20 protein-coding genes, 1 tRNA gene and 2 pseudogenes are annotated in these 20401 nt (G+C 47.0%); 8 read left to right on the forward strand and 15 right to left on the reverse strand.

What is annotated here, in order from left to right:
• Positions 1-17 precede the first annotated feature (17 nt).
• The 10 genes from ACVWZ0_RS02640 to ACVWZ0_RS02685 form a co-directional block, all read right to left on the reverse strand.
• Complete coding sequence (locus ACVWZ0_RS02640; RefSeq protein ID WP_253455999.1) at positions 18-374, reverse strand: hypothetical protein; 357 nt, start codon at positions 372-374, stop codon at positions 18-20.
• 264 nt (positions 375-638) lie between these two features.
• Complete coding sequence (locus ACVWZ0_RS02645; protein ID WP_253455997.1) at positions 639-1583, reverse strand: fimbrial protein; 945 nt, start codon at positions 1581-1583, stop codon at positions 639-641.
• Between the two features lie 44 nt (positions 1584-1627).
• A complete protein-coding gene (locus tag ACVWZ0_RS02650; protein ID WP_253455994.1) occupies positions 1628-4126 on the reverse strand; it encodes a fimbria/pilus outer membrane usher protein in 2499 nt (832 codons plus the stop codon).
• 139 nt (positions 4127-4265) lie between these two features.
• Positions 4266-4949, reverse strand: a complete 684-nt coding sequence (locus tag ACVWZ0_RS02655; protein ID WP_253455991.1) for a fimbrial biogenesis chaperone — start codon at positions 4947-4949, stop codon at positions 4266-4268.
• Positions 4950-5013: 64 nt separating this feature from the next.
• Entirely contained in the window at positions 5014-5556 is a 543-nt protein-coding gene (locus tag ACVWZ0_RS02660) for a fimbrial protein (protein WP_253455989.1), read from the reverse strand.
• 191 nt (positions 5557-5747) lie between these two features.
• Complete coding sequence (locus tag ACVWZ0_RS02665; RefSeq protein WP_253461144.1) at positions 5748-6524, reverse strand: transcriptional regulator; 777 nt, start codon at positions 6522-6524, stop codon at positions 5748-5750.
• Between the two features lie 377 nt (positions 6525-6901).
• A complete protein-coding gene (locus ACVWZ0_RS02670) occupies positions 6902-7540 on the reverse strand; it encodes a transcriptional regulator (protein ID WP_253455986.1) in 639 nt (212 codons plus the stop codon).
• Positions 7541-7628: 88 nt separating this feature from the next.
• Positions 7629-8009 carry a hypothetical protein gene (locus tag ACVWZ0_RS02675; protein WP_253455983.1) on the reverse strand — a complete coding sequence of 127 codons (381 nt, stop codon included), beginning with the start codon at positions 8007-8009 and terminating at the stop codon, positions 7629-7631.
• A gap of 3 nt (positions 8010-8012) precedes the next feature.
• Positions 8013-8432: a translesion error-prone DNA polymerase V autoproteolytic subunit gene (umuD, locus tag ACVWZ0_RS02680; RefSeq protein WP_253455981.1), complete on the reverse strand. Its 420-nt coding sequence runs from the start codon at positions 8430-8432 to the stop codon at positions 8013-8015.
• A 195-nt stretch (positions 8433-8627) separates the two neighbouring features.
• A complete protein-coding gene (locus ACVWZ0_RS02685) occupies positions 8628-8888 on the reverse strand; it encodes a helix-turn-helix domain-containing protein (protein WP_253455977.1) in 261 nt (86 codons plus the stop codon).
• Positions 8889-9003: 115 nt separating this feature from the next.
• On the opposite strand from ACVWZ0_RS02685, the gene ACVWZ0_RS02690 reads away from it, so the two are divergent.
• A complete protein-coding gene (locus tag ACVWZ0_RS02690; RefSeq protein WP_253461142.1) occupies positions 9004-9219 on the forward strand; it encodes a helix-turn-helix domain-containing protein in 216 nt (71 codons plus the stop codon).
• Positions 9220-9695: 476 nt separating this feature from the next.
• Here the strand turns inward: ACVWZ0_RS02690 and ACVWZ0_RS02695 are convergent, their stop codons facing one another.
• The 3 genes from ACVWZ0_RS02695 to ACVWZ0_RS02705 all read right to left on the reverse strand — a co-directional run bounded on the left by ACVWZ0_RS02695 (position 9696) and on the right by ACVWZ0_RS02705 (position 11676).
• Entirely contained in the window at positions 9696-10799 is a 1104-nt protein-coding gene (locus ACVWZ0_RS02695; RefSeq protein ID WP_253455974.1) for a glycosyltransferase, read from the reverse strand.
• Between the two features lie 67 nt (positions 10800-10866).
• A complete protein-coding gene (locus ACVWZ0_RS02700) occupies positions 10867-11322 on the reverse strand; it encodes a hypothetical protein (RefSeq protein WP_253455971.1) in 456 nt (151 codons plus the stop codon).
• A gap of 48 nt (positions 11323-11370) precedes the next feature.
• Positions 11371-11676: a hypothetical protein gene (locus ACVWZ0_RS02705; RefSeq protein ID WP_253455969.1), complete on the reverse strand. Its 306-nt coding sequence runs from the start codon at positions 11674-11676 to the stop codon at positions 11371-11373.
• Between the two features lie 544 nt (positions 11677-12220).
• Between ACVWZ0_RS02705 and ACVWZ0_RS02710 the strand changes: the two genes are divergently transcribed.
• The 6 genes and pseudogenes from ACVWZ0_RS02710 to ACVWZ0_RS02735 all read left to right on the forward strand — a co-directional run bounded on the left by ACVWZ0_RS02710 (position 12221) and on the right by ACVWZ0_RS02735 (position 18502).
• Positions 12221-13771, forward strand: a complete 1551-nt coding sequence (locus tag ACVWZ0_RS02710) for an MchC protein (protein ID WP_253455966.1) — start codon at positions 12221-12223, stop codon at positions 13769-13771.
• Complete coding sequence (locus ACVWZ0_RS02715; RefSeq protein ID WP_253455963.1) at positions 13768-14226, forward strand: toxin-activating lysine-acyltransferase; 459 nt, start codon at positions 13768-13770, stop codon at positions 14224-14226. Before ACVWZ0_RS02710 ends, ACVWZ0_RS02715 begins: the two co-directional genes overlap by 4 nt.
• The gene (locus ACVWZ0_RS02720) at positions 14216-15490 is read left to right on the forward strand and encodes an HlyD family secretion protein (protein ID WP_253455960.1); all 1275 of its coding nucleotides are present in this window, start codon (positions 14216-14218) and stop codon (positions 15488-15490) included. The genes ACVWZ0_RS02715 and ACVWZ0_RS02720 overlap by 11 nt, the downstream gene beginning before the upstream one ends.
• Positions 15483-17582 (forward strand): peptidase domain-containing ABC transporter, encoded by a 2100-nt coding sequence (locus tag ACVWZ0_RS02725; protein ID WP_253455958.1) that lies wholly within the window; start codon positions 15483-15485, stop codon positions 17580-17582. Before ACVWZ0_RS02720 ends, ACVWZ0_RS02725 begins: the two co-directional genes overlap by 8 nt.
• Positions 17583-17978: 396 nt before the next feature.
• Positions 17979-18154 (forward strand): annotated as a pseudogene (locus ACVWZ0_RS02730) (DUF4400 domain-containing protein); the annotation flags it as partial.
• Between the two features lie 63 nt (positions 18155-18217).
• Complete coding sequence (locus tag ACVWZ0_RS02735) at positions 18218-18502, forward strand: hypothetical protein (protein WP_253455955.1); 285 nt, start codon at positions 18218-18220, stop codon at positions 18500-18502.
• Positions 18503-18605: 103 nt separating this feature from the next.
• Here ACVWZ0_RS02735 and ACVWZ0_RS02740 read toward each other — a convergent pair whose 3' ends face one another.
• Complete coding sequence (locus ACVWZ0_RS02740) at positions 18606-19442, reverse strand: hypothetical protein (protein WP_253455952.1); 837 nt, start codon at positions 19440-19442, stop codon at positions 18606-18608.
• Positions 19443-19673: 231 nt separating this feature from the next.
• Between ACVWZ0_RS02740 and ACVWZ0_RS02745 the strand changes: the two are divergent.
• Positions 19674-19880: pseudogene (locus tag ACVWZ0_RS02745) on the forward strand (integrative conjugative element protein, RAQPRD family); the annotation flags it as partial.
• A 267-nt stretch (positions 19881-20147) separates the two neighbouring features.
• Here the strand turns inward: ACVWZ0_RS02745 and ACVWZ0_RS02750 are convergent.
• Positions 20148-20223, reverse strand: a tRNA-Phe gene (locus ACVWZ0_RS02750).
• Positions 20224-20401: the final 178 nt, after the last annotated feature.

Here is a 20401-nt window from a genome sequence, read left to right on the forward strand (position 1 = left end):
TGGCTCTTGAGTAAAAATTAAGCGACGGTACCGTTCAGGAAAGAATTATAAACGTCGTTAACAAAACTTTGAGTTGAATCCCAGCCGGTAGCAGCGCAGTAAGTCGCGCTGGAGATACCAGCAAGGATGCCACCAGCCACCATGCCGATACCTTCAGCAATAATGCCAAAACCGAGCAGGCCGCCGCCATCGCCGCCGTGACGGCCACCAACATAGGCGCCTGTCATAGCACCAGTCGCACCACCCACTACAGCTGAAATAGCAAGCTCACCGATATTAGAAATAGCGCTCAGGGCGAAACTACCAAAGTTGCTGAAGTCCCAGCCGTATGCTCCAGAAACTTCGTTCATTTCAATCACTGAAAGTTCTTTCATTGTATGCATTCCTTTTTTTTAAAAATAGCCTTATTCAGGTAAGGCATCCTTTTTTAATGCCCCGATTATTGCCGGGCACATTAATCCTATCGATATGCTGTTAAAAATAAAACTGAATTATCTTTGATTTTTTCTGAATAAATGGGGTTTTTTTCTTAATTTAATGTCGTCTGGCTTTCTCAATTCCCCAACGAGTAATTTTTTTCTGAATCCCTTCTGCATTTTGTGAATTCCTACATCTGAACCATTTCATCACAGGCTGAATCAGTTCTGAGTGATGGTGAACGTCATTGCGGCATTTGCCGCGCCAGGGGCAATTTCGCCGGTTTGTTTATAGTGAGCAATCAGGGGGATTTCTATCCTCTGCTCTGCGGCACTATGGTAAGTTGTGGCCGTGGTAAAACTAAGGGGCGTTCTGTTTTTATCCATTACCTCAACTGCAACGCCTGACGCCGCATCATTTTCATCATTGATAGTTAGCATACCCTCTCCGTCAGAACTGCCTACGGGTTCGAAAGTAACCTGAACAGGGATATTATCTGATTCACATTGCAATATAACGGAAAAGTTTCGCTCTGAAGAGGTTGCCGTACTGCCGATGCCATTAAATTCGCTACGGCTCGGACTGCCCAGATTGACTGTCTGATTTTTTGAACTGGTATCTGCCAGACAGCTTTTCTGGATAATGGTCAGGCTATTTACGGTCAGCGTGGCGAAGGATTCCGAATTAAGATAATAATTACTGTAAACTTTACTACCCGTGGTCCCGGGAGTAATAGGGCCTGTTTTGACAAAGGTAAGTTTAACCTCGCTTTTATTTATCCAGGGGGTCAGCAAATTTTGAGATAATGACGTCATATAGGGAATATTTTGTCCCGGTTTATACAGGTCGCCAATCATAACGCCCACCCCAGGAATACCCGTTTCATAAGCGCCGTCGACCGTAGTACTTGCCGTGAGAAGTGACGCTGAGCGATAAGGGCTGGTACCCGTACATCCGACAACGAGCGTTTGCCCATAAAAGCCTTTACTGAATCGGATCCCAAGTTGCTCCCCTATTGTCACATTAGGATCAACCGCAAGCGTAAGAGCACCTGTTGTCGCCTTGGGCTTGCCTCCTAAAACGCAGCTCGCTGCATGGCTATAAAAAGGCAGCATTAATATTAACGGTAAATATTTTATTATGACTGGCGGGTTAAACACAGACATCTTGTCGTTACTCCAGATAACAGGTTAATTTTCAATAGTTATAACTACCGGCAAATACCGTTCAGCAGTCGAATGCCATTTTCTGGTTTGTTTTCCGGAAGCGTGTAGTTAATCCGACATTTTTTGCTCTCGCTTTTACCCCATTGCACCAGCAAAGTCCCTGAAGGTTTAAGCCCATTGAGATAAACCTGACCGGCTTCTCCGACAATATATCCCTGCTTATTCTGTTCATTAGCCTCCACCACCATTGCGCCAAAAGGAACCGGCTGGCCGTTATGCGTCAGCGTCATGATCCCTCTGCCGCCTACCCGGGCGGAAAAACGGGCATGAACAATCGCACCTCGTGTGGGCACTACACTTTGAGTGCTTAACGCCAGATCGACATCTTCAGACAGCGTGGTGGTATCAAGCGCAATATCTGAGCGACGATAAGGAGCAACGTTCGGTACAACGGTATAACCACGGAAATCCGTTTTAACGCCGGTCTGGTTAATTAACTGTACGCCGCTGGCGCCTTCCGCCTCCACTAACGCTGCCGTATTGCCAAAGGGCTGGCTCAAAGTGACGCCTTTACTATGGATAATCACGCCGCCCTCGGCACCATAGCTCACTCTTTTCATCGTCTGGTCATAGCCATAACCGGCGGTGACCTCACCGTAAGTACCGCGATAATCGGCGTCAAGATTGCCACTGTTGCCCGTCCCCTGGCTGGCATACCCCTGGCGCAGGTTCCAGGCAAGGTTGTTGTTTTCCAGCGCCGTACCGCTCAGGCCAGCGCTGTGGCTGACGCTTCCCGGTTTGCTGCTGGTCACCGTATAGTTCGCCCAGCTGTTGGGCAGCCAGCGACTCAGCGGCATGGAAACGTTGAAGGAAAAGATCCGATCTTTGGCGTCAGTGCGATTGCCGGAGAAGTCAGACGAATTACGGTTAAAGCTGTAGCTTACGCCGTAGCTGATGCCGTTATAACTGTTGTTGTAGCTGGTAGAAACCGACTCTATCCGGCGGTTGGTACGCCAGTAGTCTTCCCGTAACAGGCTGAGGCTCAGGGCGCCTGCGGACTGGCCCAGATGCTGGTTCAGCGTCAGCTCCGTGCGGTTACGCGCCTGTTCCCGGTACAATGAGCTGTAGCCTGAACGCCAGGTATCCATCAGCTCGGGCAGAGAATAGTAATCACGGGTCGAATAGCGGTAACCGGCAATGGCAAAGTTAGTCCCCGTTTCATAAAAGTTTTTACTGTAGCGGAGTCGTACGGACTGGCCGTCGGTTTTGCCCTGGTCTTTTACCGTTGACCAGGCATTAATCACGTCGGCAGAGAACGCGCCCAGGCCGCCAAAATTTTTACCGATGCCGAAGGCGAGCGACTGGTAGTTTGCGGCAGCCTGTAAGCCGCCAAACAGCGTAATATTCCAGGGCAGGCCGTAGATAACCGTCGCCTGGCTGAAATATCTTTCGTCAACGGCGCTGTCGTAAGGACGATAGTTACCCGTGGTGAAGCTGTATTTAAGATAGCCTTCACGCGCCAGTACCGGCAGGGAAGCATAAGGCACAACCAGATTCTGCTCACTGCCATCGGCTTCTTTGATGGTGACGTATAAATCACCGCTGCCGCCGGTAGCGTACAGGTCGGCGATCTCAAAAGCGCCCGGCGCAACATAGCTTTGATAGATGATATAGCCGTTCTGGCGAATAATAACCTGAGCATTTGTCCGGGCCGTTCCTCGGACTACCGGAGCGTAACCGCGCAAGCTCTCCGGTAGCATTTCATCATCTGTAACCAGCTGCGCGCCAAGAAAAGGCACGCTTTCGAAGATATCGGCAGGCGAGGTGCTTTCGCCTACGGTAAGCTGCGCTTTCAGCGGAATAATATTACGTTGCAGATAGGTATAGACGGCATCCCATTTGCCTTTATCTTTTGAGGTGCTGCTGCGGTTCCAGGCGGTGTAATTGCGTAGCCGCCATGCTCCCATGTTCAATCCGGGGCGCAGATTAAGGTACTGGCTGTCGCTGTCGTGAGCATGAATGTCACGGGCATAATTATTAGCCGCAGAAAATCGGTAGTTCAGGAACAGCGCCGTCAGCCCTTCATCATACTGCTCTGGCGAAATAAATCCCCTGACGCTGGTGCGCAGTGCTGCTTGCGGAATACTTAACATCAGTCGCTGAGTATTAAAATTGAAGGTGACAGAGGCCTGCGGTATCGCGGTAACCGCAACGCATCCCGCCGCGTTCTCTTTTAAATCCGGAAAGGCCGTGGTGCGCACGCCGTAGGAAGCCAGCAGTTGCAGGCTTAAACAGGGCTGTAGAACCTTCTCGCTTGCTGACCGCTCGTGGCTAAAAAAGGTGATTTTTTTAGTTTCGACAAAGCTATCGTTAATAAAAATATCGACTACATAATCGCCCGGCGCCTGAGACTGTGGATTCTCGAATACCGACAGATCGGTTATCTCCGTACTTCCGCTGCTGGTTTGGAGAAAATTGGGGTTGAACAACTCCCTCGCATTAGCCTGCTTTTCAATCAGACCAGCCAGCAGGGCTGGCAGCATCAGTGGCCAAAGGCAACGGCTAATTTTTTTCTTACATCTGGCAGATGAGGTTCCATACATAATCACATTCCATTGCGTAAGTACAGGTGGGTCGAAAGTTGCAAAAGTTAAAAAAACTTTCGTGATTCATCCTTTAAAATTAAAGTGAAGCATGGTGTAGCTCGCCGATACCGCCATAATCATTTATTAACTTCCAGCTGATGCTGCCAGCAACATTGCTGGCCGGAAGTTTAAAGGTTGCGGATGAGCGTGGCGCGACCAGTCCACCTTCGGTAATACTGTTATTATTAATTTTTATAAACATAAAATTCATATAGTAATCAGAAGGGTTAGTAACGGTTAAGGTTGTTCCTTCTGTTTTCCAGACCAGCTCATCAGTATGCTTTTCCGCTGTTTCTCCCGACAGGGCATCTGGCCTGTAAATCAGTTTGAGTCGGGCGCGCACGGCTATTTGCAGCGTGTTTCTGTTCTCTTCTGATGATGAGGGAATAGACTTGATATTGAGCCAATAGAGAGACTCTTTATCCTGAGGCAATGCACGTGCTCCCCGAATAATGCGCAGCAGATTCTTTTGACCGCCATCCATTCTGAATAAAGGCGGCGTGACAATAAAAGGGGGCGTATCTTTAATGGTATTTCCCTGTTCATCTTCGACCCATGACTGGATTAAATAAGGAGAGTTATCCGGGTTTTCTATACCGATTGCTTTTTCTTTTTTGTTTCCTTCGTAAATCAGCCGGCTACCCCCAATAATGACGCCAGCATTGGCGCCTGAGATACTTAACATCCCGATAAAAAACAGGAAAATATGGAAATGTCGCATGTTTTATCCTCCTGGGAGCGATGAAAAACACCATCCGTAACGGATGGTGTTAACGTTCAGCAAATTAATAATTAACGGTAAAAGTCGCTACGGAGTTAGCCGGGCCAGCAGTGACGGTAGCCGCTTTCTGGATATAGCGAGCATAGAAGTCCAGAGTATTGGAGGTGGTACCAGAAGTCAGCGGATAGGAAGCTGACTCGGTATATAAAGGCAGAACGCCACTGCTGTCGGAGAGCTGAATACCTACGCCTGTTGCAACGCCTGCTTCATCAGTCAAAGCCAGCACGGTGTTATCACCTGCATAGGCGATACCATCAAATTTTATTTTTGCCGTGGCTGCGGTTGCCGGACAGTCCTTCAGGGTAAGAGTAAATTTAGTGGCGCTGGCACTGCCGCCAGCCGTTGATCCTACGCCGCTAAACGCGGATTTATGAACATTTCCCATGATAACATCCATGGTTGTCGCGCCAGCACCGTCGAGGTCAACAGTACAGGCAGTATCGATAATGCTGCCTTTAAAGTTAATTGTCCCGTCTGCGGCAGCTGCGGAAGTGGTAGAGAAAATGGTTAATAGAGCCAGCGCTGACAGCGCGTTATACATTTTCATAGTGCTATTCCTTGTTAATAATAATCCTGATAATGCAATTTAAATAAGCCATTCCCGGTAATCTATAGCCGATATGCTAAAAGCAACGGGAATTATCTGTTGCCTGCAAGCTGATGCAGCGCCGATAATATAATCGTAAGATTTGGAAGTAGTCTATATGAAGCATTGTGAATTTATGTTGTTGATGAGATTCATCTGAACAAACTAAGGTTGGGGGACTTGTGAATCACAGCGTGATTTTGTGAAAGAGAGAACCTTCTGTTCATTAAAACAATTTCAGAACAGTCGGTGTTTTGTTTTGCAAAACAAAAAGGTAATTCGCTTTTTTGCTCTTTCGTGGTGGGGGTGATCCCTTTGGCATTTACAGCATAACTGTTAATCAATGTTATGATGACAGAGATTATCAAAGCGATAAGTATCATCGAGAAGATGTGCCTGCATTCATCTCCGTCCGTGAAAAAAAATCGGATTTCCCCTCGATTAAAAAAAGGAAGGGCCTTCCGGGAGCTCTCCTTTTTCTCCGCTTGTGGTGCTATTTTCATATTATGGATTTTATTGTATGACATTTTAATAACATCATTCTCCGGATCCGTTTCTCTGATTTTTTGGTGTGTTATCGTAATGTTCTGGCATAAGGTTAGCCCCTTATGAGGAACGGTAACAATAAATTCACCACTTAATCCGGCCTGCTTTAAAGTTTTGCGCAATATTGATATGTTCTGGTAATAAGTGTTTTGTGAGACGACAACGCCGTTTTTTTGCCAAACCTCTTCAAGGAAATGCTCCCTGGATATCACGGAATGCGGATTCATTAACAGCAGAGTAAGACAACGGCTGGCAGGCATATTCAGCCTGATTTCCTGGTTATGCATGATATTCCTTATAATGCATTTATCAGGATCAAACGTGATCTCTTCATTGATAATGAAGATCACGCCATTTTTTTTACCGATAAGATTTTTTCCCATAGTTATCACTGATGCCTCCTGCATCTGTCAAAGTCATTGCTGCTCAGTCCACTGTTTAAGATCCATCGCGCCATTTAATGATAAAAATAAGTGAAGCAGGCGCCTGAAGTGGTCTGGCCTATCGCTATTCTTATAGTAACAAGATAGTGAAGTCTACAGCAGGGCTGTTGAATTATATCTTATTCACAGGAGATTTTTTTCAGAACGGCGTTCGCCGATCTTCCTTCTTATCTGCTATATGCAACAGCAGAAAAGATGGCCGCCCATCCACGCATTAAAGAGTGTGAAGCTTTCCTTCTTCTTATGGTGTTTTGTCCTTTTTGATCCGAATGGATAAAATCCATCCGGAACTGTTAATTAATATTTATGGTAGGTGTTTAAGGGAAAACTTTGATGGTTATAATAAAATCAAAAAAGAATAAAAGCGTGAATAAGAAAGATGTTTTATATCGTTTCCAGCCTGCATGGGGGAACTTCAGCATTGCTTTTTTTCTCTGCGTTCCTTGTATCAATGCACATGGCTTAACCCCTGGCGAATCGGAGAAAGGTTGTTCTGCCGCGGGCTTAATGCCCGGCGAAGCGACTTCAGTCGGGGCGTTTCCGATGGTAGGTTCAGGCTGGCTGCAGGCCGCCAGCCTGCCTTCCATATGATTAAGCGGGTCTGCTGAAGCTACGGGCAGGATTTTGATTTCAACGGATCGTGGCAGCATCAGTCCTTTACGGGGCACCGTGACAATAGTGTTCTCGTCCAGCCCGGTTTTTTTTAAACATTTACGTAGCAGGCAAATATTTTGATAGTAAGTATTGGCTGTTACATATTTTCCATTTTTATGCCATATCTCATTCATAAAATCCTGCTGAGTGATTATCTCACCCTGTTTTCTTATTAATTCAAGAAAACACAGGCTGGCCGGGTGGTTAAGAGTAATGGCATCAGCTGTACCGTTTAAAAAAAATAGCTTATTATCAGCCGGGCTAAACTTTATAGCATTATTGATAACATAAGAATTGTTCATGTTCCCTCTGAATATCCTCTTCATATCCCTTTGTATGAATAAAAATACCACATTTCTTTTATTCAGCAACAGAGATTTAAGAATTTTCCTAATCGTTGCCAATTAAGCTTATGTCAGAGCGATTAAATGGGTAGGTGGGCACCACCTCGCGGATTACTACCCCCAGTATGATCGCTTCCTGTAGCTGATTACCCTCAATCGTTTGCCCGCAATCGGTGACGATTCGTTGTGGATTATTTCCGATACGCGCCCATTCGCAGCGGCCTGCCACATCAATCAGCACGCGGCTGCCCGCTACGGCAGGCCGGTAACGATCGATAATGCAAAAGCTGCCGTTGCAGGCGCAGAGATAGCAATCATTATTAGTCGGCACCAGCTCGTGCAGCCGACTGAACAAAAACTTAACCTGATGCGGCGGCGAAGTCTGAACGTCAGAGGCGCAGGCGCGGTAAACCCGATTTTTCAACATGGCTTACTCCATCGCCTTAATGGTGAAGGTCACCACGCCAAAAATATCCAGCTGCTCTTCTTCCGCCAGCACTATCGGCGGCCAGGCCTTGTTCATCGCCAGCAGCCGCACGTCCGGGCGCAGCTGCAGCTTTTTTACCGTGAACTCGCCGTTTACCGCCGCGACCACGATATCGCCGTGATCGGCGGCAATACCGTTATCGACCACCAGCAGGTCGCCGTCATCGATCCCGGCATCCTTCATTGAGTCGCCGCTGACGCGAATGTAATAGGTGCTCTCCGGCCGCTGCACCAGCAGATCGTTTAAGTCCAGACGTTGTTCAACATGGTCGTGCGCGCTGGCAGGTGAGCCGCAGGGCACGCGGCTCATAAAGAGCGGCAGCCGCAGAAGCGCGCGGACTTCGACCGGACGAAGTAAATTCATGGGGTTATCCCGAAATAAGCTGTATATAAACACAGTATTATCATTTACGGGAAACGATCAAGCCTGACGATGGTTTTTTTGCTTCTGGCGACAGAAGGAAAGGCGCCGGAACAGGCTTACAGCGGGTGAAATAAGGGGAGCGGCCGCAAGGCTGGCGATTGTCTGAAAAGTGACAGGGCCGCTGGTAAAACGGCGTCAGGCGGGACGTTGTCTCTGATGCCAGAGCGCTAAAATCGTCTCGGCGAAGGCGTCATCAATCGTATAAAAATAGCATTCCGGCACGTTGAGCACTTTTGCAAAGGCGCACATCGTTTCAAACGTTGGACGATGGATCCCGCCTTCGTATTGCGAAACGCGCGAGCGCGCCGTTTCCTCTTCAATGCCCGCCAGAACGCCCAGCTTTTCCTGAGTCAGACGAGCATGGAGACGGGCGGCTTTCAAACGAGCTGGGATCATCAGTAACACCATCAACAATCATACATTGACTTACTGTTTAGCATTACTTAACATCGTAGTTGTTTAGTGATACTCAACAAGCAACGTCTGATGGAAGCTGACAAGGATGACAGAGATAACCGATAAGGACTGGCACCCGGCAGATATCATTGCCGAGCTGAAGAAGAGAGGCACGACGCTGTCTGCCGTTTCCCGCGAGGCTGGGCTGGCCTCGTCCACGCTGGCCAATGCGCTGAACCGCCACTGGCCAAGAGGGGAAAGGCTGATTGCCATAGCCCTGGATACCGAGCCGGAGCGCATCTGGCCTTCGCGATATAATAAATTCAGGTAAGAATGGCGGCGTTAAAATGATTATCCGAATGTGTAACCGGTGAGCGTATCGCCTGTGATATTTCTGCGCTTACGCAACCCTTTTTTCATCAAATGGCTTCTTTATCAGCATCGACTTCGTCCCTCCGGATCGACAAATCTTTATCACATACCCCAGCAAGATAAATTTATTGCTGTAGCTGCCGGTCAGAACATTATGTTCAGACATACCGCACAGCGTCAGGTGACCAAACCGGCATAGCTAATAAAGAAGTTATACCGGAGCAGAATGCGGAGAAAGTTGAACAGGCACTGATGAGAATAAGAACTAAGCCCGAGGCATGAACAGACAACAAAGCGTTAAAAGCAAACGTTGCTAACATTCATTTGCGTTAATGAAATCGAAGCTGTTTTTGCAGTATAGAGTCCAGCCAAAAGCCTGACTGGCCATAGTTATTATCTGTTGGCGTAAGGATCAAATAGCGCAGCTGACGATGATTAACCGCTTAGCCTTGTAACAAGCTCTTTTGCAACGTCTGAAGGGCTGGCTTGTGCAGCCATTTCCACGGCAACCTGTGCCGAAGCTTCGCGCAATGCTTTATTGCCCAAAAAGGTATTGATCCCTTCGCTTGTGATGCCATTTTTACCGGGTATGATCCCACAGCCTCGCTCAACAACAGCTCTGGCGTTAACAGGCCGGTCGGCACCTTCGCCAAACACTATCTGAGGGATGCCGCTGCGTAAGGCTGTCAGGGTGTTGCCTGCGCCGCCGTGATGAATAAATCCATCTGCGCCGTTGAGAAATACGCCCATCGGGATCCAGTCGACCAGTCTTACATTTGGCGGAAGCTGACGTAGGCCAACGCGTGCATTGGCCGCCAGCTGAAGAATAATGTCAGCATCCACGTCATCTGCCGAGTCCATGACCCACGAAATTAAATCCAGGCCATCGACCATGGGTTTAACGGTGCCAAGACTAACCAACAAACGCTTTCGTGTCGGGGTTCTCTCCCACCATTTTTGCCAGACGGCGCCCCCATTATAGGGAACGTACTGCATAGAAATGACGGGTTCGCCTTCATTTTTCAGGATGCTCATGCTCGGCGGTGTAACATCAATCCAGGCAAGATCGCGCGGCGGTGCAGTAACGCCATGACGAGCATAGGCATCGGCCAACGATTGCGTCACCATTTTTATATGCCATGACGTATGGGCGAAACCCACCGACTGCATCACAACAGGAATACGGTATTTGGCCGCGATCAGGGGGCCGACCACGCCAAGCGGAGGATAGACGATCAGGTCGGGCCGCCATTTGCCAGCCAGCTCTATAAGCCGGTCGGCCATTTGGTCACTGTAAAAAGAGAAGTTTCCTGTTTTATTGCTTTTTTTTCGTTTCTCTTCCTGACGTCGGTATTCGGATTCGGAATCAAGATTTGGCGCAGCATCAAACGTCACCAGACCTGCTTCGGCAGCCTTCTGTGCAAACTTTCCGGCGCTGGCGATTAGCACTTCATGTCCGTTAGCGCGAAATCCCTGAGCCAGAGATAGCACGGGAAATAGCAGGCCATATAAAGGAGGGCCGATAAAAAGAACGCGCATGGGAAAACCCTTCTCTACAAGAAATAATGATCAGCGTTTTGTCTGTCAGGTACGCCTCAGATTGAGACTATTTAGTCGCATCTTCAGAAGGTGCGCCGGCATTAAGCTGCTTAATAACTTTCTTCAGGATGTTATAGGGACCGGTAATCACCAGGGTTTCGTTTTTTCTGTTGAGATAAATCCGCTGAGATTTAAATTTCATATAGCGATGCGCCGGGATGTCGTAATAGCCCAAACCATTTTTTTTATATTTGTAACGCTCCAGGATTACTGCCAGCTTGTCCACATAATCGACAGAATCAATACGCAGGCGGCCTATACAAGTCAGCCAGAAATTAACGGAAAGTCCGCACAACATTCCGACAAAACCGTTCTGTACATTGCCATGACCAAACAAAGGCAGAACCCAGTAAATCACGGCGGAAAAAATAAGCACGACGGCGATGCAAAAGAGCAGGCGAAAACGGTCAAAACGCCACTGGTCAAGCAGGCTCAGTCGATGAAGCGTATAGCGAGTATTCACTTACTAATTTCCTTTCAATACAGAGCAGCCGCCCGCAGGTAAAACAGGTTAAGCGCCTGAAGACGATGAAGAAGAGGCTGAATCGCCGCCAAAATAGCTACCGACGGCATCGTAACCGGCAGAGATAGCCGAGCCAATGGCATCACCGCCAAAGTAACCAACGCCTGCACCTACACCGCTACCAATAATGGCACCGGCAGGCCCGCCCATGCCGGCACCGATTAAGGCTCCTTCTTCTGCTCCTGCATAGGCGCCAGCGGTGCCACCAACGGCAGAACCGATAGTCTGAGCAGCGCCCACAATATCCGCAGCCCCGCTGGCTAACTGCATTTCTTCAATACTTAAATTGCGCATTTTATTCTCCTTTGATGTTGTCTGATTGTACATTTTTGTAAAGTATAATAACGCTATCTTTACAGTAAGCAATAAAAAATTAGTTTCATCTGTTCGTGATTATAAGTTCTACAAACCTTACCTTTTAATTGGTCGCTATTTTCCCGGCGGGATTGAGAGGTAATAAAAATGATACCGCAGTCTATTTTTGTCTGGCTAAATTATGCTCGGGTAGTTTATGTATACATGGCCCTAAAAAATAACGCAGTTAAATTATATTAAATGAAATTATCATTAGCTGGCACTAGCGTAATCATTGACGCAATACTGACGCTTTGATAACTTTAAAAAAAATTTAATTTTGTTCCTGTAGTGTCTAAAGGCTCTTTATTATAAATTCTGTACCCTTTTTATCTTCTGCTATTTCTTTTTGGATAAGAAAATGCTCAATAAAATACCCGCTGCTTATTATGTATCTTATGACCCTATTTAAGCGCGTTGGAAATTACCCGCCTAAAAAGAAGCAAAACGCATATCATCAAAACACGTTGGAGAATGCCAGCAAATGAGTCATTCCTCTTTGCTTTCAGGCCTGGCAGAAAATCTGGTGCCTTTTTATGCCCAACAAGTGTCATCCTCGTTGCTGTGGTGCGCTGCGGACGTTGAAGATCCAGAAGCACTACGCAACGCCTGTAGCTATCTGATCGATCCAGCCCGTTCCGCTGCGACCAAAAAGTTTTATGCGGAGCGTTATGGCGGTAGCGGCATTCAGCGCAACGGCGGCGGTGCCCGCTGCGGTTTTGACGGGCATTATCAGGTGAAAGGAATGGGGGCTAATCCCTTGGTGGGTAAGGGCTCAGACGAACGTCACTCAAATGGTACATTGAGCGCCGTTCATGCGCTTTATGAAGCTTTATGGAGCGAAGTGCTGGGGCAAATTCTCCCTTATGGCGCGGTGCAAACGCGCGCAGTTTTACTTATCGACAATGATATTGCCAACGCCGGTGAACTTGCGGCAGGCTCTTCGCGGCGGGCGCTGCTGATCCGTGAGCCTGTAGTGCGTCCGGCTCATTTCGAACGGGCACCCTATTTTCGGCCGCAGCCTGACTATGCCGGGCAACTATTGCATGATGCCCGACGGGTGAGTTCTGTCATCCGCCAGTTGCCGATAAGTTTGCCGATGCCGCCAGATGGCTTTAGCGAGCGGGCTTATCGCGATCCGCAGCGTTACTGCATCGAAGGATTATGTGAGCTTGCCAGACGCCAGGCACGGCAAATGGCATTTTGCCGGACACGTTTTTTGAGGTTAACGACGTCGCCATCCAATATCTCAATGGACGGCAAGCTGCTGGATTTTAATGGCCTGAACTGTCTGTTCCCGGACGAAAGTAGCGATAGCTTTGAATACCATCTCAGGCTTATGGCGCTGATGAAAGAGCCAGCAACGTTGCAAAAGGGGCTATCCAATCTTTGCCTGTACGCAGGTAAATATCTGTTCGATCCGGGATTCACGGTGACTGCCCGTCAGCAGACAGAAGACGTCTTTCAACAGGCTTTCCAGGACGCTTGCTACCGTGGCTATTTGGAATTGTTGGGTATAACCATTCCCTTACAGAAACCAGTGCCTGAAACGCTAAAACCTTTAGTTAAAAACTTTGTGGCATTTATTGCCAGGCCTGGCAACATGCCGTATCGCGTTGAAAAGAATAGATTTTCACTGGAAAACATTGTTACAGGTTTAATCCAGCGCTGCCAGGGACAAAGAGGTTTACATGATAATGACCTGGAGGAGGATAACCGCTTTCCGGAACTGTTGCGAAGTTATACCGACGCCATAGGCTGGCTGACCAGCACTTGCCATGAGCAGGGAGTTGATAACGCCGCAATGATAAAAGAAGTGGAGCAGAGCGCGCGACAAAAACTGCTGCCCCGAGCCTGTTTAGGCAAAGTGCAAATGTTTGAAGAAATAGCGCATCTGCTAAAAACGCATGAAAAAGATATTGTGTCTCTGAGGCAGGCATTCGTCGCAATGGGGATCAAAATGCAGACATTTGCTAACGACGTATTAGGCAGTAGCGCATTAGCCATTCACGGGCACCAGGCGAGAAAACAATGACATTGTATATACAGGAAACCGTAGATGGCCAGGATACATGGTCAGCCCAGGAACAGATTGGTTTTGCCGTTAGCTGTATGCTCCATAACCGTAATTACAGCCTCTATCCGGTTTTAACTATTCAGCTCTGGACCGAATACGCGATACAGCACCACCAAATAAAATTTCTTTTCGACGTGCAGGGTTTTCCACTGGCCTATATCACCTGGGCATACCTGGCTGCAGATACGGAAAAGAGATTGCTTGACGATCCAAAATTCCGACTGCACCCTTCTGAATGGAATGAAGACGGCAGGGTTTGGATCCTCGATTTTTGCTGCAAACCCGGTTTTGGCCGCAAGGCTATTGAGCGTTTTTCCCAACTACGACCTTGGGGTGAAGAACCAGTGCGCTGGTTAAGCCGTAGGAAGAAAATTAGAGTCGAAACATTCCGAGGAAGAAAATTTGTTTCGTAAGGAAGCAATAGAAAACAGGAAAATGCAATGGCATGGGCGTGCGATCTTATTGCCGGGCATTCCGCTCTGGTTGGTTATATTAGTCTCTGTCACTTTCATGGTGGCTTTTCTGGTATTTATTACGGAAGGAACCTATACGCGTCGAGTTAATGTCAGCGGAGAAATTACTACCTGGCCACGGGCAATTAATATTTACTCCAGCGTACAAGGGATCGTGGTGAAGCAGTTTGTCCATGAAGGGGATATCATAAAAAAAGGTGACCCTGTTTATCAACTGGACGTTAGCAAAAGCACGCCAGGCGGCGTCGTCAGTGAAAATCGTCGGAGGGATATTGAAAGCCAGCTGGTTCGCGTAAGGAATATTATCTCCCACCTGAAAGAAAATAAAAAAGTCACACTGGCTATGTTAGAACAACAACATATGCAATACAGTGATGCATTCCGACGCTCATCAGATATTATCAGACGAGCTGAAGAGGGCATAAATATCATGAAAGGTAATATGGAGAACTACCGGAAATACCAATCAAAAGGACTGATCACCAAAGATCAGTTGACTAATCAGGTGGCACTGTATTATCAGCAGCAAAATAATCTTCTTAACCTGAGCGGGCAGAATGAACAAAATGCGTTACAGGTAACCAATCTTGCAAGCCAGGTTCAGACGCAGGCGGCAGAATTTGATAATCGCATTTATCAGATGGAACTACAGCAATTCGACTTACAAAAAGAGTTGGTTGACACCGACGAGGGCGAAGAAATCGTTATTCGTGCTCTTTCTGACGGAAAAATAGATTCAATGAGCGTCACGCCAGGGCAAATGGTAAATGCTGGGGACAGTCTGCTACAGCTTCTCCCTCAGGTCATTGATCATTATTATCTCATTATTTGGGTGCCTAATGATGCTGTACCTTATATTTCACCGGGAGATAAAGTTAATATCCGTTATGAGGCTTTTCCGGCAGAAAAATTCGGCCAGTTTTCCGCAACGGTGACGACCATCACCAGGACGCCAGCCACAGCAAAAGAGATGCTCACTTATCAGGGATCTCCTGGGTATTCATCAGGCACCTCTGGCCCCTGGTATAAGGTAATCGTTAAACCTGAAAAGCAGATTATTACTTATGACGGGAAATTTCTGCCTTTGGAAAATGGTATGAAAGCGCAAAGCACATTATTTCTGGAAAAAAGAAAAATTTACCAGTGGATGCTTTCACCACTCTATGACATGAAGCACAGCGCCACAGGACAGGTAGATGAGTAGCACTGCTTTTAAAAAGATTGTGAATCAACTGGATTTGCGGTGGCAACGGCGAGTTCCGGTTATTCATCAGACAGAGACTTCAGAATGTGGACTCGCCTGTTTGGCGATGGTATGCGGACACTACGGCAAAAACATTGATTTGATATCGTTGCGACAGCGGTTCAATTTATCGACGCGCGGTGCCAATCTTGCTGGTCTCAACGGTATTGCAGAACAGCTGGGGATGGCGACCCGTCCTCTGTCATTGGCCCTAAGCGAGCTGGGCGCGCTGAAAATGCCCTGCATACTTCACTGGGATTTTAACCACTTTGTCGTGCTGGTCAGCGTGAAACGCAACCGTTTTATTCTGCACGATCCTGCCAGAGGACGAAGGCATATCGGGCTTGAAGAAATGTCGCAACACTTTACCGGTGTCGCGCTGGAAGTCTGGCCCGGCAGTGAATTTACAGAACAAACGGTTAAGAATCGCCTGAGCCTGCGTACGCTGATTAGTAGTATTTATGGCATTAAAAGTATGCTGGCAAAAATATTTTTCCTGTCAGTAATTATTGAGGCCATCAATCTGGTGATGCCGATAGGTACGCAGCTGGTGATGGATCATGCTATTCCGGCAAGCGATAAAGGATTATTAACTTTGATTTGTTTCGGATTAATGTTCTTTATATTTCTGCGAGCGGCAACGGGCATTGTTCGAGCCTGGTCTTCACTGGTTATGGGGACTTTTATTAATGTGCAATGGCAGTCTGGCCTGTTTAATCATTTGTTAAGGCTTCCTTTAACTTATTTTGAAAGGCGCAGGCTGGGTGATATTAATTCTCGTTTTGGCTCGCTGGATACGCTACGTTCTACCTTTACGACCAGCGTTGTTGGCGCCATCATAGACAGTATTATGGTCGTCAGTGTCCTGATAATGATGGCGCTATATGGTGGTTGGTTAACCTGGTTTGTACTGGGTTTTACTGCGGTCTATGTTATTATTCGGCTATTGACCTATGGTCATTACCGTCAGGTTTCAGAAGAAACGCTTGTCAGAGGTGCGCGTGCCAGCTCCTATTTTATGGAGACATTGTATGGTATAGCCACGGTCAAAATACAGGGAATGACGGAAAGGCGCGGAACACACTGGCTGAATTTGAAAATTGATGCGATAAATTCTGGTATCAAATTAAATAAGATGGATCTCCTTTTTGGCGGAGTAAATACGTTTGTAGCTACATGCGATCAGATTGCTATTTTATGGCTGGGCGCTGGGCTTGTTATCGATAACCAAATGACCATAGGTATGTTTGTAGCATTTGGTGCGTTTCGTGGCCAGTTTTCCGACAGGATTGCTTCACTAACAAACTTTCTCCTGCAACTGCGCATCATGAGTCTGCATAATGAACGTATTGCGGATATCGCTTTACATCAACGGGAAGAAAAAAAAGCGGATATCGACTATATCGCGACTATGAATCCGGTATCGCTGGAAATATCAGATATCAGCTACAGCTACGATAGTCAGTCAGCTGCGATATTCAGCAGCCTGTCGTTTTCAATTTCACCAGGCGAAAGTGTAGCGATAACAGGTAACTCTGGTTCGGGCAAGACCACATTGATGAAAATATTATGCGGGCTGCTTGAACCTGATACCGGTAAGGTAATCGTTAATGGGATTGATATCCGTCAGACGGGAATAAATAACTATCATAAAATGATTGCCTGTATCATGCAGGACGACAGGTTATTCTCTGGTTCAATACGTGAAAATATCTGCGGATTTGTAGAGAATGTAGATGAAAGCTGGATGATAGAGTGCGCCAGAACCAGCTATATTCACGATGTGATTATGAAAATGCCTATGGGTTATGACACGCTAATTGGAGAACTGGGTGAAGGACTGTCAGGTGGGCAAAAGCAGCGAGTTTTTATTGCCCGCGCACTTTATAAAAAGCCTTCTATTCTGTTCATGGATGAGGCGACAAGCTCTCTTGATAGTAATAGTGAGCGGTTTGTAAATGGAGAAATTAAAAAGCTCAATATTACAAGAGTTATTATTGCACATCGGGAAAAAACGCTTAAGGCTGTCGACAGAATTATTGCAATAAATTAGTTGCTTGTATGCACGGCGCAACATGGAGGCGTGGTGCATATCTTATAGCCAATGTCGGCTCCATTTTGCACGGGATTGGATGACACCTGCTGGATTTGCCGAAAAACCGGCCGTTTGCCAGAATAGGCAACCAGTTATGCCTGGATCAGATTCGGGAGCGGGGCCATACCGTCGGAGCTTCTTTACTGGCTGATGGATAACGTTTCAGCTTACTGCGCGTCAGCCATCTCTATTAAAAATAGTATTTAGGGTAATCCCTTGTAAGGCGAAGATGATTTTTGCATTAGGGCCATAACCGATAATTTTCATCGTCAACTTTGGTCTGCTCATCGAACTGACGTCGCGGTAAAAATCCTGTGGCATGTAATGAAACAGCCGCCACGCGTCGGGTAGGCGTCGAGTTTTGTGTATCACCATGCAAAACGAATGGTGAAACCCGCAATTTATGTCCCTGTATGCTGTATCTGTCGTGGCCAACGGCGGTATATCCCAACCTGCTGCTGTTGCCCGCCGCTATTTTGCTGGGTATTGCAGTGACGGTGACCACAGCTTCGTTTAAAAAGTACCTTTAGTAGTTGATCCTGATTGATATCTGAGTGAAAAATATGCAGGTGATTAATGACAGGAGAGAATATATGAAGGGATTCATTTTTAGTTTCATGCTGGGAACGATAGTGCTAAGCGCACCAGTTCTGGCCAGCAATGCTCAACAACAAGATGCTCAAACTATAAAGATTGAACAGTGGGCTGATTCGAACCCCGAGGAGTTCAATACATTTTTAGTTAAATGTAATGAAAACAAGGTGTTTAGATTAGATAACTTACGGTCTTGCAGTATCGCTTCTTCTTATAAGGCTGAGCAAATATCAAACCAGTATCGGAAAGAAGTGCAGAGCGCGCAGTCAGCTCCTTCGTACTAGAGTAGTAAGCTGGGCGGCGGCGCACAAAACTGGCTTTTGTGCGCTGTCGTCAGCAGACAAGCCCTGTAAAAACGGTTACTGGCGCGTCAGTAAGGGAAGTATTTTAAATTTGATACATACTCACTTCATTTTCCCAGCATAGCTGAATCATCCGCCATTGCTGTATTAACTCAGATAATGCCTGTACTCGACCGTCAATATAAACAAGTACGCCAGAGGGAAAACCTGGTAAAAATGGCGGTTCATCGCCTTTATAATAGGATCCCGAATCCAGTTGTGTATTTTCGGGAAGCAGCTTGATAAGTTCTTCTGCTATTCGCTGTAGTTCAAAGATTTTATTTCTAAATTGGTGGGAGTATATATTAAAGGTAGGCAGGCCTATTCCTCTTCTGGCAAGCCCCCAGAGCGTTACGATAATCTTGTGATCAACTCTGAAAGTTCGGAACTGAGTTCCTTGAACCTTTAAACAAAATTGATAGATAGTGTCAATAAAAGGACTGGTGAAGTGGAGGTATTTTTCTGTTTCCCAACAGTCGTCAAGCGTCGTTCGTCCATATCCTGGATTCTTCCAGCGGTCTCTCCCCTCGGGGTTATTACTCTGTTGCGCCTCTCTTTTCCACTGAAAAAGATGTTCTGCTGGGAACATCAGTTCACAATTATCGACACGACGATGGCAAGTTGTACAAAGGTATATTCCGTTAGTTTGAGCGCTGAGTTGTTCAGGCGTCATATGTGGGTTGGATCGAGGGCCACTTCCCGACAGGCTAACAGCAGAATAAATATGGGCTACATCGCCCAGTTTTCGAGTTTTATTTTGTTCGGTGTAGAACTCAAGTAAATGCATACGGCAGCCAGGATTTGCACAACAATATCCGGCTTCCTCCATGACCATTTTTCTGGTTGCTTCTGTGAACTCCACCCTACCTGATGATAACGTCATGCTATTTTCTAACCTTCTGGATCAGACAGTAATAATTCGCTAATGATAACGCAGCGATAGATATATTGTTGTCTCTACTAATCAACTTGTATAGCGCTTTGGCTTGCTATTTGTTAATACGAAAATTATCAAAAAACCATAAACAGTTATCCCCTGACCCGTCTTCACATTTATCGCACCCTCACAGCACCCTAAATCACTGAGGAGTGCTTAACCTGACGAGCCGGCTGTTTGCTGGGGCTGACATTGCTGATCGCGTTACCCGTCCATGCATCTGAAAAAGATGAGCTGGCGTCTGCCCAGCACCTATTGATTCAAATACAGGCAGCACTTGAACGTGCTCGCGTTGCTGCCGTTCAGGCTGACCGGCCAGAACAGGGGCGTTTCTGGTTCGACTATTCCCGTGTCACATCGGATCTCAAAACCATCAATACCGGATAGGAATGTGGTTTTGCCGTCTCGCCATATTATTTTCACCATAACCTCACGACGGCGCTGATAACATCGTCGGAACGGAATCTTACGCTGGTGAAAGACTTACTGGGGCATCAAAGCGTCAGTACAACAAAATACGTGGGGCAGAATGCCCATTTGGCACCATCGGGAAGCGGGGGCAGACAGAGAGAAGGATAATATCTACTGGTAATCCAGTGATTTTTTGACGCATAAAGCAAAAACCCCCGCATAAGCGAGGGTTTGGAATAGTGGTGCCCGGACTCGGAATCGAACCAAGGACACGGGGATTTTCAATCCCCTGCTCTACCGACTGAGCTATCCGGGCAACGGGGCGCATTAAACCGTAAAGGCCGCCCGCCGTCAACGGCTTTGTCATAAAAAAGCGTTAAAGCGTGACTGACTGCCTGCTTTTCAGACAGTCAGCCTGAAAGTTATGCAAATCCATTCGGGACAGCCTGTCTTTCAGGCTTCCGTCGTGTGCGTTTCCTTTGTCAAAGAACGCG

This window comes from Erwinia sp. TECH1 (assembly GCF_054057575.1).